This window comes from Dawidia soli, from assembly GCF_018598185.1.
GTDB lineage: Bacteria > Bacteroidota > Bacteroidia > Cytophagales > Cyclobacteriaceae > Ohtaekwangia > Ohtaekwangia soli.
In genome coordinates this window covers 1-14278 of record NZ_JAHESC010000070.1, presented here as the reverse complement: position 1 = coordinate 14278, position 14278 = coordinate 1, and the positions used below count along the sequence as shown (strand labels likewise).

Below are 14278 nucleotides of genomic sequence, written 5' to 3'. Positions count from 1 at the left end.
CATTTGTCGGCTAAAAGTCTCAATATTACCCTATGAAATTCGGAACGAAAGCTGTGCACGCCGGCGTTACGCCGGACCCTTCTACCGGGGCGATCATGACCCCGATCTACCAAACATCCACGTACGTGCAGGAGTCGCCTGCGAAGCATAAGGGCTATGCCTATGCGCGCGGCACCAATCCTACACGCAATGCGCTGCAACAAAGCATCGCGGCGTTGGAGAATGGTCAATACGGCATTTGCTTTTCATCGGGCATGGGCGCCACAGACGCCGTGATCAAGCTGCTGAACCCCGGCGACGAGGTGATCACCAGCAACGACCTGTACGGCGGCTCGTACCGCATGTTCAAACGGGTCTTTGAGAAGTACGGCATCAAGTTCCACTTCATCGACCTGACACAGGCCGACAACATCCGTTCCGTACTCAACGACCGCACGCGGCTGCTGTGGATCGAAACCCCCACCAACCCGCTGATGAACATTGTCGACATCCAGGCGTGTGTCGCCATCGCGCGGGAACGCAAGCTGATCGTCGCCGTCGACAACACCTTTGCCTCGCCCTACCTGCAGAACCCGCTCGACCTGGGGGCCGACATCGTCATGCACTCGGTGACCAAATACCTCAGCGGCCACTCCGACGTGGTCATGGGCGCCCTGGTCATGAACGACGAAAAACTTTACCAGGAGCTGTTCTTCCTCATGAACTCCTGCGGCGCCGTGCCCGGTCCGCAAGACTCATTCCTCGTGCTGCGCGGCATCAAGACGCTGCACCTGCGCATGGAGCGTCACTGCCTGAACGGCCGTAAGATCGCCGAATACCTGAAAGCCCACCCCAAGATCGGAAAGATATACTGGCCGGGATTTACCGACCACCCCAACCATGCCGTTGCCAAAAAGCAGATGCGTGACTTTGGCGGCATGCTGTCGTTTACGTTAAAGGACGACAGCCTGGACAAGGCCATCAAGCTGATGGAAAGTGTCGAACTCTTCTCGCTGGCCGAGTCGCTGGGCGGCGTGGAGTCGCTCATCAACCACCCGGCGTCCATGACGCACGCCAGCATCCCGCCGGCCGAACGTGTCAAGAGCGGCCTGGTAGACTCGCTGATCCGCCTGAGCATTGGTGTGGAAGATGCCGAAGACCTGATCGCCGACCTCGACCAGGCGCTCGCGAAGGTATAACGCTGCTATAAACGGAGTATGGCGGACTGCGAGGCTATTTTTTGCTATCTTGCCCGTATTATAAACTAAGTCCGCAACGCGTGAAGAGACTTCCTTTGCTTATCACCATCGGCATTGTGGTGGTTCTTGTCGGAGGGTACTACCTATACGACCGGTTTCTTGTTAAACGAACCACCACACCATGGGCGCTGGTGCCCGAGGCCACTATCTTTGTATACGAGACCAACGACTGTGCCGACTGCGTGCGCAAGATGCAGGAGACCTCGTTGTGGTCGGTCTTTCGCGAAGCGGCCTTCTACGGCAAGCCAACGGACTCGCTGCGCACGCTGTTCGACTTTATCGACACCCAGCCCCGCGGCCAGCTGATCTCGGCCCACCAGACCCGTAAGGACGACTTCGACTTTGTCTTCTACGTGCCGCTGAACCAGCTGAAGAACAAGAACGCCATGCTCGACGCCTGGGACAAGCTGGCCCAGGACCATCGCGCGTTCAACGGCATACAGATCCACGAGATCACCTCCAGGCAGCAGACCTTCTCGTGGACCCAGATCGACGACGTATGGGTAGGCAGTTTTACACCGTTCCTGCTGGAGGATGTGATCCGCGCCTACACGGCCGGCAACAATACCCTGCGCAGCAAGATCGCCTCCCTGTACCAGATGCCGCGGTCAAAGAACGACGCCGGCAATCTCTTTATCAACATCCGGAACTTTGGTGTGTGGCTTAACTCCTTCGCTACCGGCAGCCCCTCGATCGTCAATCAGATCGGCCAGGCTTCACTGCTCGACATCAAGACCGATGAGCAAAGCTTTACCTTGAACGGCTTTAGCCTCGACAGCGCGAGCCAAGGGTATATCCTGTCCGTGTTCAACAACCAGGTGCCGGTGCCGTTCAACCTCAAGAACTTTGTTTCGAACCGCTCGGTGATGGTCTCCAGCTTTGGCATTAGCGACGGGGTGCGCATGGGCGAAGCGTTAAAAATGTACGCCCAGAGCAAGAACCCGGGGCTGCAGGATTCCGTCAAACAGGTGAATGCCGCGGCAGGACTTTCGCTCAGCACGCTGTACCAGCACCTGGGCAAAGAGATCGGCGTATGCTTTCTCGAATCGAAAGACCGCGGCCTTTCCAAGATCGTGTTGATCGAAACAAAGGACCCGAAGCCATGGATCTTGACCTTCAACACCATTGCCCAAAAGACCAGCATGGATACGATCTTCTTCGAACGCTTCTCCGACTACGAGATCCGCGAGATGCCCGTAGCATCCTTCCCCGAGAAACTTTTCTGGCCCCTCATTACCGGCTTGAAGACGAGCTTCTATACTGCTGTAGGGAACACCATTATTCTAAGCGAGAACGTGGACGACCTCAAGCAATTCCTCGACGACATCGACAAAGAAGAGACCTGGGGCAAGTCCGTGGCACAGAATAAGTTCCTGGAAGGTACGCTGCTGGAGTCCAACGTAAACCTGTATGTCAACACACCCCAGGTATGGAGCATTTTGCAAGAGGTGCTGCACCCGCGCTGGCAAAAGTTCGTACAGGAAAATCGGGCCTCGCTGGAAACCATCGGCATGGGCGCGGTGCAGATGAGCCACCTCAACAATAGCTATTATACCAACATTACCTGGACGTATGGCAAGCAGAAAGGCTCGATAGCTGCCAAAGCCGATCGTACCGATAAGACTGTCACATCGTTCCAGCAAGGCATTCACAAGATCTTTGTCGTGCGGAATCACAACACCAAAGAAGAGGAAGTGCTCGTGCAGGATTCGTCGCGCGCGCTGAGCCTGGTGTCGGCCGACGGAAAAGCACTCTGGAAGGTTGCACTCGACCAGTTTATTACCGGCGATGTCACGCAGGTCGATTTCTTCAAGAACGGCAAGCTGCAGTTCTTCTTCGCCACGCCGGGACAGCTCCACATCATCGACCGGCTGGGCAACTACGTAAAACCCTACCCGGTAGCGATCGGCGAGAACGACATCGAGTTCACGTCGGTGATCGACTACGACCACAGTAAGAAATACCGCTTCCTGGTGGCCGGCAAGTCTGGTAAGCTGTGGATGTATGACAAAGACGGTAGCAACCTGGACGGTTGGAAACCTAAGAATGTAGAAAGCAGCCTGTCGACAACGCCGCAGCACCACCGCATACGGGGTAAAGATTATCTCATCGCCATCCGCAAAGATGGTAAAGCATACCTGATGAACCGCCGGGGAGAGAACCTGCCCGGATTCCCGCTTGACCTCGATGCGCGCCCGGTAGGCGACTACGCGCTCGAGGTCGGCAACAGCCTGGCAACGACCTATTTTGTGATCGTATCACGCGATGGCTTCCGGATCAAGTTCGACCTGGAGGGCAAGGTGCAGAGCCGCGAGACATTGATCAAGACTGCCGTCGACGCACGCTTCAGCCTGGTGCGCGAGCTGAACGAAAAGTCTTACCTCGTCGTGCGCCAGGAAGCCCGTCAGCTGACGGTCTTCGATGAAAATCTGAAAGAGATTGTGGCCAGCGATTTTATCGGCAACAACCCCTCGGAAGTACGTTTCTATAATTTTGGCGGCGGCCGGATCTATATCACGCTCACCGATCTGTCGCAGGATCTGTCGTTTGTATACGACCTGCAAGGAAACCTGCTTACGTCCCTGCCCCTGGAAAGCAGCGCCCTGGTGTTGCGCCCCGCATCGGGCGACAAACCCAAAGCCTACTATTCACTGGGACAAGGCCTCACGCTGATGCCTTTGTAGGCAGCGTCTGAATAAACTCTTCGATCGCAGTATATACTGTCTGTAGTGCTTCTTCCGTCATCACGTACGGGGGAAGCACATACAGGATATTGCCCAACGGCCTGAGTAAGATATTCCGCTCCAGGAAGTAAGGATATATTTTCTTGCGCAGGCTGTTGGCGTATGCCGTGCCCTCTTCCGTCTGCAGCTCCACACGAAGTATCGTTCCAAGCGACCGGGCTTCCAGCACGGCGGGGTGCTTGCGGATGTGCGTGGCGAAGGCTTCGTGCTGCCGGCTGATCCGGTCTATGCGCTGGCGACAGTCCGGGTCGGTTAACAGGTCAAAGCTGGCATTCGCGGCAGCACACGTAATGGGGTTCGCCGTATACGAGTGGCCGTGAAAGAATGTCTTTAAAAAGTCGTCTGTCTGGAAGGCCTGTACGATCTTGTCCGAGCAACTGGTGACGCCCAGCGCCATCGTGCCGCCCGTGATGCCTTTGGAGATCGCCACGATGTCAGGCTGGTGTTGGCAGTACTCCGACGCAAACAGTTTGCCCGTTCGTCCAAAGCCCGTAAAGACTTCGTCGGCAATACAGATCACATCGTGTGCTTTCGCTTCCGCAAGCAGTGCATCCAGTACGGCCGGTGTATAGATGCGCATGCCGGCAGAGCCTTGCACGAGCGGCTCGTATATAAAAGCACCGACATCGCCTTGCGCAACAAGCTTCCGGAATTGTTCGATCACCCCGGCTTCATGCGCGGCCGTCGGAAAATCGATGAAGGCCACGTCGAACAGATAGGGCTGGAACGGGTCGGTAAAGATGCTGCGATCGCCCACAGACATAGCACCAAAGGTGTCGCCGTGGTAGGCCCCTTGTATGGCAATTACTTTCTTCCGGTTCCGGACGCCGCGGTTGTGCCAGTATTGGATGGCCATCTTGATACCTACCTCGACGGCCGTGCTGCCATTGTCAGAAAAGAATATGCGTGATTGCCCCGGGGGCAATATCGTGAGCAGGTTCTTGGCCAGCCGGATGGCCGGGGCGTGTGTAAAGCCCGCGAAGATCACGTGCTCCAGGGTGGTGGCTTGCTCGGCCAGGGCTCGCGCGATGTAGGGGTTGGCATGACCGTGAATATTCACCCACCACGATGATACGGCATCGATGATCTTGCGGCCGTCGGCAGTATGTAAATATACACCTTCTCCCGCGGTAATCAGGATCGGCTCGGCCGCACCGGTAAGTGGTGTGAAAGGATGCCAGATGACTTCTTTGTCCCAGGCGCGCAGCGCGTCAGGCGTGCCAGTGTTGTTGTAATTCTTTTGCATAGTCTATGATCGTCTGACGGGTCACCTGCTCTTGCCGTGGCAGGCGTAGCAGCACCGGCAGCCCGGTGTGCAACATGATGATCCGTTCACTCTCGGCGTTGGAAGGGCCGTTGAAGATAATGCCCTTGACAGGCAGGTTGCGTTTGCGTAGTGCCTCTACGGTGAGCAACGTATGGTTGATGCTGCCCAGGTATAGATCGGCTACCAGTATCACCGTCGCGTGACAGTGTGCGGCCAGGTCAATGACAAAGTCGTGGTCGTTTAGCGGCACGAGGCAACCGCCTGCGCCTTCGATGATCAAGTCGCGCGTGGTGGCCGGCGGCGTTAACGTCTGTAGGTCGATGGTGACGCCGTCGATGCGCGCGGCGGCATGGGGCGACGCGGGTGTCTGCAGCAAATAGCCCTCGGGAAAGAATACATGCCGCTGCGGATCCAGCAGCTTCGCGACCGCCTCGGTGTCACGGGGATATCCCGCTTGCACGGGCTTCCAGTAGTCGGCCTGCAAGGCTTCGCACAGGATGGTCGAAACCAACGTTTTGCCACTGTCGGTGTCAATGGCCGTAACGAAGTAATTCATGCCGCAAAGTACGCCATAAATGCGAAGGATCAAGGGACCATCCCGGGCAGCGCTCGTAAACAGCTGGCCAGGAGGTCGATCTCTTCGCGCGTGTTGAACGTATGCAGACAGATCCGCATACGCTCCGCCCCCGCCGGCACGGTGGGCGACAAGATGGGACGCACGTCGAACCCGGCCGCTTGCCACTGCCGGGCCACCTGCCGTACATGCTCATTGCCGGGATACAACGCTGTCTGGATCGCGCCGTTGTTCCGGCTGACATGCGGTAAATCCTGCACCTGCTGTACAAAGTATTCGATCGTGTCGCGCAGCGCCTGCTGCAGGCGAGCACCGTGCGCTTGTACATACGCAAAGGCACAGTCGATGGCTGCCATACTGTGCGGCGGCAAGGCCGTGGTATAAATAAACGGCCGTGCAAAGTTTACCAGGTATTCTACCACCGACCGGGTACCGGCCACACAAGCCCCATGAATGCCCATGGCTTTACCAAATGTATAGATCCGCACGGCGATCTTATCGTGCACGCCCAGGGCCACGGCCAAACCGCTTCCCCCAGGCCCCACCACGCCAGTGCTATGCGCTTCGTCGAGTATAATAAAGGCACTATACCGCTCCGCCAATGCCACGAGCTCCTCCAGCGGACAGGTGTCACCATCCATCGAGTAAATAGACTCGACAACAATGAACACGTTGCCCGTGGCGCGTTGCAGCCTGTCTTCCAGGTCTTGCAGATCATTGTGCCGGAAATTGTGATGCTTTGCCAGGCTTAAGCGCATGCCGTCTTTGATGCTGGCGTGCACAAGCTCGTCGCACAAAATGGTATCGCCCCGTTGCGGCATGGACGATAGTACCGATAGATTGGCGGAATACCCGGATTGAAAGATCAATGTAGCCCCGGCAGAAAAGATCCGCGCAAGCGTGGCCTCCACCTGTTCCGTATAACCCGAATTTCCCGACAGCAACCGCGAACCGGTGGCGCCATTCAACGGCGGTGTGATCTGTTCCAGTTTCTGCCCGATCGCGGCAAAGAGCTCCGGCGAGCGGGCCAGGCCAATATAGTCATTAGAGGTAAAATCAATGGGAGCAACAGCTTGTCGCAGGGTGCGCAGTAATCCTGCGCCTTCACGTGCGGCCAGGCGATTGCGTAACACGGCATCAAAGTCCATCATGACAACGCTACGACTGTTTACCGCGTGTCTTTTCCAGCATGTCCCACATTTCGTCGGGTACCATTTCGAGGTGGCTGAACTCACCGCCATTGCGCAGCCACTCGCCGCCGTCAATGGTGATGACTTCGCCGTTAACATAGGCCGAGTAATCGGACATGAGGTATGCCGCCAGGTTTGCCAGCTCCTGGTGCTCGCCTACGCGTTTCAACGGCACGCGTTGCGCGGGGTCGAACTTCTTAACCAGCTCACCGGGTAACAGGCGGCTCCAGGCACCCTCAGTCGGGAACGGCCCGGGGGCGATGGCGTTGCTGCGGATCTTGTACTTTGCCCACTCTACCGCCAACGAACGTGTCAGGGCCAGCACACCGGCTTTACCACATGCAGACGGTACGACGTAGCCGGAGCCCGTCCAGGCATAGGTAGTAACGATATTCAGAAATACACCCGGCTGTTTGTTGGCGATCCAATGTTTACCGGCGGCCAGGGTAGTATAATAGGTTCCTTTCAAAACAATATCCACGACAATGTCGAACGCGCGGTGCGATAGACGCTCCGTCGGACTGATAAAATTACCGGCGGCGTTGTTTAATACCCCGTCTACCTTACCAAAGGCATCGACGGTTGTTTTGATCATTTGCTCGATCTCTTCGTACTTGCGCACATCGCACCCCACCGCCAGCACCTTGCCACCGGTCTCTTGCATAAGCTCTTCGGCTGTCTTATCGAGTACTTCTTTTTTGCGGCTGGTGATCACGAGGTTAGCCCCCAGTGTCAGAAAATATTTCCCCATGGCCTTGCCCAGGCCCGTACCGCCGCCTGTGATAATAATGGTTTTATCTTTCAGGCTGCCGGGTGTTAACATTCCTTGCATACGATCGTGGTTTTAGATGATTGAAAGTAAGGAAGTTTATGAATAATAAAAAAGGGCCGCGTGTGCGGCCCCTTTTACGGGAGATAGGATACTATCGCCGATTACTCGTTGTCAAAGTCGTCTGAGATGGCATCGATCTCATCAATAACGGGTTGCAGGGCGGTTTCAACCTTCTCCTTCGAGCCGTCAGCATACTGTAGATACGCCACTGCAGCACCGTCTTGATCTTCAAATACTACATCCGCCAACTTTTGATTGCCGTCATAGAGGGCCAGCTTCACAAAGTCATTCAGGTCAACTTCGCCCTGGCTGTTGTTCGCCGCTTCGGCGTTGATGTTGCCCTGCAGTTTCAGGTTGCGCAACTGCACATACCCTTCGATGCTTTTTACACTTTCCTCAGACTTGGAAGCATCTTTATAGTTCACGGTGATGCTGGTAGCGACAACGGTCTCGTCGTTGCGCAACAGCGACACACTCAATGAATTGGAAGTACTACCCTGTGTATCGAAACCTACCGTCAGTTTAAAAGGCGTAACGGTCAGCGCAATGTTCGCCTTCAGCGGGAAGCCTTGATCATCCCAGTCTACGTCCAGGTCCACGCCTACAACCTTGGCGTCGTCTACATATAACGCCGCCTTCAGTACTTCCGGCTCGTAGTATGTGTCACCCCACTCCTCGTCGACCAGTTCCACTTCGCTATACGCCGTCAGATCGAGGCGTGCGTCGTTGGTGGCAGAGCCCTCGGTGGGAAACTCGATCGAGATGATAGAAGATTCATCGATCATCTCAAATTCCTGGAGATCACTATTCCATGCGTACTTGCCCAGGTTGGCTTCGTAGTTAAACGCCTCTTCTGCTGAAGTACGGCCCGCAGCGGTACCCTTCGTAAATACACTTCTAAAGTCTTTACCTTTTTCGCGGAAGAATGCACGCAGCTTTTTATGATCGGCGGGTACACGGCCAAACGGATCGTCGGCATTGGCCAGGTCGAAGAAATCTTGTGCCGCCTGGAGACCTTCGATGTCCTGCAGATCTTGCAGGTCGGCCTTGGCCGTGGAGTTGAACGATGCGATCTTGGTCTTGGCTTCGTCTTTTGAAACCACGCTACCCTTGCCACCGTCGTCATCGCTGCTACACGATGCGAGGCCAAGTATACCCGCTAATGCAAATACTGAGAGGAGTCTTTTGTTGTTGATCATATGTGTTTTGGATTGTTAGTTTCTTTGTTGCTATAGACACAGACATGTAACGGAACGTTGGAAGGTAGGTTGCCTACATCTTCATGCAGTGGCATAGGACGTTTGTTATAGGTGTTCCGTCATCGATATCCGACGATCTATACCCCTTAAACTGGTATAGTATGCCGCCCGGCGCCAGGGTTATCCGCACACGGGCGAACGCGCGACAGACGAGTCTCTTAATTCAGGGGTTGAACGGCGTAACCCGCGAGGTAACCGGGTGGTTTGGAAGAATTCCCAGGATGGACTTTTTTCACTACATTAGACCGCATTTTTTGAACACTTATAACACCTATGAGGACCTTTTTTTTATCGCTTCTATTGATCACAATCGTTTCATCCTGTGTAGTTTCTAAAAAGAAGTACGACGCACTGCTGGCCCAGAAGATCCGGGCGGAGGCGGATCTGGCCGACCGGTCAGGCCAACTGGAGACGGCCAATGCCAACCTAGACAGCCTGTCCGCCCAGCTCAGGAAGCTGAAAGACGATACCTTGCAGATTCGCGGCCAGAAGCGAAGCACCGCCAAAAAGCTGGCGGATCTCGAAAAGGAGCACGCCCAACTCAGCACCTATTATAAGAACCTGATGAACAGCAGCGGCAAACAAACCCGCGACATGGCGCTGCAACAGGAGCAACTGCTGGCCATCCAGCAAAACCTGGAAAAGACCCGCGCCCAGAACGACTCGCTGAGCAGAAGCCTGGCCGAGCGCGAAAAGAAAGTGCAGGAGCTGGAACAAGTGCTCGCCAACAAGGACAACATGGTGCAACAACTGCGCGCCAAGATCAGCAACGCGTTGTTGAACTTTAAAGAAAATGACATCACCGTCAAGGTTAAGAACGGACAGGTATATGTGTCGCTGGCCGAGCAACTGCTGTTCGGCTCCGGCAGCATTGAAGTCGACGCGAAGGGCGTTACCGCACTGCAACAGCTGGCAAAAGCCATCAAGGACCAGAAGGACATCAACATTATGGTGGAAGGCCATACCGACAATGTGCCGATCTCGAAGAAGTCGCAGTATATGAACGACAACTGGGACCTGAGCGTGATGCGCGCCACCTCCATCAGCCGTATCCTGATGAAAGGCGGTGTGCAACCCCGTCAGATCACCGCGGCCGGTCGTGGTGAGTTCTCTCCCCTGGCAGTGAACGATAGCCCCGGCAACAAACAAAAGAACCGCCGCACCGAGATCATCATCACACCAAACCTCGACGAGCTTTTCAGGATCCTGGAGAATAATTAATTGATACTATGTATAGACTCATATCCCTGCTTACACTGGTTATCGACATTGTTGTGATCGTCGACATCGTACGCAGCCGGCTGTCCAGCGACCGCAAGATCTTGTGGGTTGTCGTGGTCGTATTACTGCCGCTGGTAGGCCCTATCTTGTATTATCTATTAGAGAAAAAGCGTTGACCGTATGCTGCAAGAGCGCTCGTCTTATAAACTGTTGTACAGCCCGCCCGTGATTGTCGCGGCGCTGGGCTACTTTGTCGACATCTACGACCTGCTGTTGTTCAGTATCGTGCGAAAGGCCAGTCTCATTTCGCTGGGAGTACCCGAAGGTGAGCTGTTCGAGAAAGGCGAATACCTGTTGCAGACGCAGATGTTTGGGATGCTCGTGGGAGGTATTATCTGGGGAATCATGGGCGACAAGCGCGGACGGCTGTCCGTGCTGTTCGGCTCGATCCTGCTCTACTCGCTGGCCAACATTGCCAACGGCTTTGTTACGTCTGTGGAACAATATGCAGTATTGCGTTTTATTGCCGGTGTCGGCCTGGCGGGCGAGCTTGGTGCGGGCATTACGCTGGTATCGGAGATCCTGCCCAAACACCTGCGTGGCTATGGTACGGCCATCGTCGCCGGTGTAGGCGTGCTGGGCGCCGTGGCAGGCAACTTTGTCTCCAAGTCATTTGACAGCTGGCAGGTATCGTACTTCGTCGGCGGCGGCATGGGGCTGCTCTTGTTGATCGCGCGGGTAAGCGTGATGGAGTCCGGCGTATTTCTAAAAGTACGCGAGAAAGCAGTTTCCCGTGGTAACTTCTTTATGCTTTTTACCAACCGCAAGCGTCTGGTGAAGTTCCTGGGGTGCATCTTCATCGGCCTGCCGATATGGTATACCATCGGCATCCTGGTGTCTTTCTCACCCGAGTTTGCCGCCGCCCTGTCGATAACAGGTACGATCACTACAGGCGATGCGGTCATGTATAGCTATATCGGTTTGTGCGTGGGCGATCTGGGAAGTGGCATCATCAGCCAGATCATTCGCTCGCGAAAGAAGGTAGCGCTGACGTTCATCCTGATGACGGCGTGTCTCTTTTTACTTTATTTGTTCATGCCGATCCGCACCGCGGCGTTCTTTTATATCATCTGTTTTGCATTGGGTGTCAGCATCGGATACTGGGCCTTGTTCGTGACCATCGCTGCCGAACAGTTCGGCACCAACCTGCGCTCGACGGTGGCCACCACCACGCCGAACTTTATCCGTGGCACCGTGGTGCCGTTGATCTGGCTGTTTAAACTTTTGCGCGATACGATTAAGAATCACTATCTGCCCACCCTGGGCCAGGATGCCGCGTACAGCAAAGGTATGATCTATGGCGCGTTGATCGTCGGATGTATGACGATCGTAATCGCCTGCATCGCATTGTTGCCCATCGATGAGACCTTTGGGCGCGATATGAATTTTGAAGAAGAAACGTAACCTGTACGGGGGGCTTCTCCGTTGGTGAATCGGTCGTTTTATCCTAAATTACTACAGCTTAGACCATTCGCCCGTGAAGAAGCCCTTCTTTCTTTTTGCACTCTGTTTCTTCGTCCTTCACGGCCTATCCCTGCGAGCGCAAAACCAGGAGTTGATCCAGTCCCTGCATCGCAAACTAGCCACTACGTCCGAAGCCGAACGTTTTGAGATTCTCAATGACCTGGCATGGGAGTACCGCTGGGCCGCGCCTGACAGCACCATTTATTACGCACAAAAGGCCTATACGCTGGGCGAGCAGCTAAACGTGTCGATCGGTCTGGCCAAGCCGCTGAACTTTATCGGCGTGGCGCGTAACTATCAGGGCAAGCGCCTGGAGGCCTTTGACGCCTACGATAACGCCCTGCGCATCGCCAGCCAACAAAACGACTCGGTCCAGATTGCCTACACCAACAACAACCTGGGCCGGCTTTTCTTTGAACAAGGGCTGCTGTCGCGCTCGTACGATTATTTTCTGCGTGCCCAGGCGCTCTTCGAAAACATCAACGACTCTTCCGGCCTGGCCTATACCTACCAAAGTCTTGCCAACCTCTATAAGCTGCAGCAGGACAACGCCAAGGCAGAGTCTAATTACCTGAAAGCCTACCGCATCCGCATGCGTGGTCAAAGTACGCGCGACATCATGTCCGCGCTCGTTATGATCGGACGCCTGTACCAGGAAACCGGTCAGCTCGACAAAGCACTGCATTACCTGCACATGGCCGACTCCGCCGGCCATGTCATCCAGGACGAGATCAACCTGGCCGACATCAAGACCTTTATTGCCAAAACGCAGCTGAGCAAAGGCCTGCTCGACGCGGCGGATAGCATGTGCCTGGCAGGCCTGACAGTCATCGTGCGCATGAATAATACCCGCATGATGCCCCAGGCGTACATGACCATGGGCCAGATCAAATTCGCAAAGAACGAGCTGGCACAAGCCCGCAAATACTTTAAGCTGTCCATGGATGTAGCAACCCGCGCAAATGAGCTGAACACCAAAATGGAAGTGTTCTACTGGCTGTGGAAGCTCTCCCTGAAGGAGAATGATCGCGCCGGCGCGTTGGAAAATCAAAACCAATATCTGATCCTGAAAGATTCGTTGAATGACCTCAACGTCGCCCGCCAGGTAGAACGTCTGCAATTTGAGATGGACATCGAGCGCAAGGAGCAGGAGAACGAACTACTCAAGGTGAACCATGCCAGGAACGAGGCAGTCATTTTGCAACAGCGGCTTCAGAATATCACCCTGATTGTCATCATCGGTTTTATCAGCATCCTCGGGCTGGTACAATGGCGCAATAGCAAAAAACGCCGGGAGATAAACGATATGCTCGAGCGGCAGAATCAATTCATCCGAAGCCAGCGCGAAGAGATTGTCGACCAGAACCAAAAGCTATTCAAGCACAACCGCCAGTTGTCCGACATCAACCATGAAAAGGACACGCTCATGAGCATCGTCGCGCACGACCTCAAAGCGCCGCTCAACCGCATCAAAGGCATTGCCGACATTATGGAGCTGGAGGGTGGGCTTACCACCGACCAGCAGGAGTATATCCATATGACGAAAAACGCTACGCAAGCGGGGCTCGATCTGATCAAGGATCTGCTGGATGTGCATATGCTCGAAGAGAACGTGACACCGAATTACACAACGTTCGACATCAGCGCATTTATGCTGGAGAAGGTCGAGGCGTTTACGCCGATCGCTACCGCCAAGCAGATCCATTTACATATCTCACGCGTAGAGAGCGAGTCGGTGCGGCTGGATGCCGATTACTTAAGCCGCATTGCCGATAACTTGTTATCCAACGCGCTGAAGTTCTCGCCGCCTAACGGTACCGTGGAAGTAGCCGCCGGTAAGACGGCCGATCATTTCTGGTTTTCAGTGCGGGACGAAGGCCCCGGGTTTTCAGAGGGTGATAAGCAGCAGATGTTTCAGAAGTTTAGAAAGTTAACGGCCAGGCCCACCGCAGGCGAAACCTCGAACGGATTGGGTTTGGCGATTGTAAAGACCTTGGTGGATCGGCTGAAGGGAGAAATCCTGCTGAACTCAGAGGATGGGAAGGGGAGTGAGTTTGTTATTCAATTTCCATTAAGTTAACCTCTGTCGGCTCGCTAGTCGGCATCGCCCGTCATCACCGACGGCGTTATTCAGTAGCATTGCCATCCATCACGCCGTTCAGGAGCGGCCCGATAGTAGGGTCTGTCGATAAGATCGGGACTAACGCAGGTCTCCGCTCTGACCACCTTTACTAAGCACTGAGGCCATTCTGCTGGTACACGCAGGGCTTAGCCTTGCACCAGGGCCGCGATGGCGGCTCGTCCCGCTCCAGGCATTTCCCGTCAGTTGCCCGCCATTTCCACGGGGGCTATAAAGTAAAAAATCCCCGCGGCAAGCCGCGGGGCATTTTAATACCCGCCGTTAAATAAGTCCAACTGATTATTCTCGT

At 54.9% G+C, this 14278-nt stretch carries 11 protein-coding genes; 6 read left to right on the top strand and 5 right to left on the bottom strand.

Going from position 1 to position 14278, the window contains the following annotated elements; genetic code table 11:
• The first annotated feature begins 32 nt into the window (after window positions 1-32).
• Entirely contained in the window at window positions 33-1178 is a 1146-nt protein-coding gene (locus KK078_RS28490; RefSeq protein WP_254094021.1) for a cystathionine gamma-synthase, read from the top strand.
• 80 nt (window positions 1179-1258) lie between these two features.
• The gene (locus KK078_RS28485) at window positions 1259-3922 is read left to right on the top strand and encodes a hypothetical protein (protein ID WP_254094019.1); all 2664 of its coding nucleotides are present in this window, start codon (window positions 1259-1261) and stop codon (window positions 3920-3922) included.
• Here KK078_RS28485 and bioA read toward each other — a convergent pair.
• The 5 genes from bioA to KK078_RS28460 all read right to left on the bottom strand — a co-directional run bounded on the left by bioA (window position 3903) and on the right by KK078_RS28460 (window position 9044).
• Entirely contained in the window at window positions 3903-5228 is a 1326-nt protein-coding gene (gene bioA, locus KK078_RS28480) for an adenosylmethionine--8-amino-7-oxononanoate transaminase (RefSeq protein ID WP_254094017.1), read from the bottom strand. The two genes, KK078_RS28485 and bioA, sit on opposite strands and share 20 nt — an antisense overlap.
• Window positions 5194-5805: a dethiobiotin synthase gene (bioD, locus tag KK078_RS28475; protein ID WP_254094015.1), complete on the bottom strand. Its 612-nt coding sequence runs from the start codon at window positions 5803-5805 to the stop codon at window positions 5194-5196. The genes bioA and bioD overlap by 35 nt, the downstream gene beginning before the upstream one ends.
• 29 nt (window positions 5806-5834) lie before the next feature.
• The gene (locus tag KK078_RS28470) at window positions 5835-6974 is read right to left on the bottom strand and encodes an aminotransferase class I/II-fold pyridoxal phosphate-dependent enzyme (protein ID WP_254094013.1); all 1140 of its coding nucleotides are present in this window, start codon (window positions 6972-6974) and stop codon (window positions 5835-5837) included.
• A gap of 7 nt (window positions 6975-6981) precedes the next feature.
• Window positions 6982-7845, bottom strand: a complete 864-nt coding sequence (locus KK078_RS28465; RefSeq protein ID WP_254094011.1) for an SDR family oxidoreductase — start codon at window positions 7843-7845, stop codon at window positions 6982-6984.
• A gap of 101 nt (window positions 7846-7946) precedes the next feature.
• Complete coding sequence (locus tag KK078_RS28460; RefSeq protein WP_254094009.1) at window positions 7947-9044, bottom strand: hypothetical protein; 1098 nt, start codon at window positions 9042-9044, stop codon at window positions 7947-7949.
• A 333-nt stretch (window positions 9045-9377) separates the two neighbouring features.
• Here KK078_RS28460 and KK078_RS28455 point away from each other — a divergent pair, with 333 nt between their 5' ends.
• The 4 genes from KK078_RS28455 to KK078_RS28440 all read left to right on the top strand — a co-directional run bounded on the left by KK078_RS28455 (window position 9378) and on the right by KK078_RS28440 (window position 13929).
• Window positions 9378-10325: an OmpA family protein gene (locus KK078_RS28455; protein ID WP_254094007.1), complete on the top strand. Its 948-nt coding sequence runs from the start codon at window positions 9378-9380 to the stop codon at window positions 10323-10325.
• A gap of 8 nt (window positions 10326-10333) precedes the next feature.
• Window positions 10334-10501, top strand: coding sequence for a PLDc N-terminal domain-containing protein (locus tag KK078_RS28450; RefSeq protein ID WP_254094005.1), 168 nt, complete (start codon window positions 10334-10336; stop codon window positions 10499-10501).
• A 4-nt stretch (window positions 10502-10505) separates the two neighbouring features.
• A complete protein-coding gene (locus tag KK078_RS28445) occupies window positions 10506-11789 on the top strand; it encodes an MFS transporter (RefSeq protein WP_254094003.1) in 1284 nt (427 codons plus the stop codon).
• Between the two features lie 73 nt (window positions 11790-11862).
• Window positions 11863-13929, top strand: coding sequence for a tetratricopeptide repeat-containing sensor histidine kinase (locus tag KK078_RS28440; protein WP_254094001.1), 2067 nt, complete (start codon window positions 11863-11865; stop codon window positions 13927-13929).
• The last annotated feature ends 349 nt before the right edge of the window (window positions 13930-14278 follow it).

Bases quoted from the DNA above. Each gene is read 5' to 3' on its own strand.
- KK078_RS28490 (WP_254094021.1), top strand. From the start codon at position 33: ATGAAATTCGGAACGAAAGCTGTGCACGCCGGCGTTACGCCGGACCCT.
- bioA (WP_254094017.1), bottom strand. From the start codon at position 5,228: ATGCAAAAGAATTACAACAACACTGGCACGCCTGACGCGCTGCGCGCC.
- bioD (WP_254094015.1), bottom strand. From the start codon at position 5,805: ATGAATTACTTCGTTACGGCCATTGACACCGACAGTGGCAAAACGTTG.
- KK078_RS28470 (WP_254094013.1), bottom strand. From the start codon at position 6,974: ATGATGGACTTTGATGCCGTGTTACGCAATCGCCTGGCCGCACGTGAA.
- KK078_RS28465 (WP_254094011.1), bottom strand. From the start codon at position 7,845: ATGCAAGGAATGTTAACACCCGGCAGCCTGAAAGATAAAACCATTATT.
- KK078_RS28460 (WP_254094009.1), bottom strand. From the start codon at position 9,044: ATGATCAACAACAAAAGACTCCTCTCAGTATTTGCATTAGCGGGTATA.
- KK078_RS28455 (WP_254094007.1), top strand. From the start codon at position 9,378: ATGAGGACCTTTTTTTTATCGCTTCTATTGATCACAATCGTTTCATCC.
- KK078_RS28450 (WP_254094005.1), top strand. From the start codon at position 10,334: ATGTATAGACTCATATCCCTGCTTACACTGGTTATCGACATTGTTGTG.
- KK078_RS28445 (WP_254094003.1), top strand. From the start codon at position 10,506: ATGCTGCAAGAGCGCTCGTCTTATAAACTGTTGTACAGCCCGCCCGTG.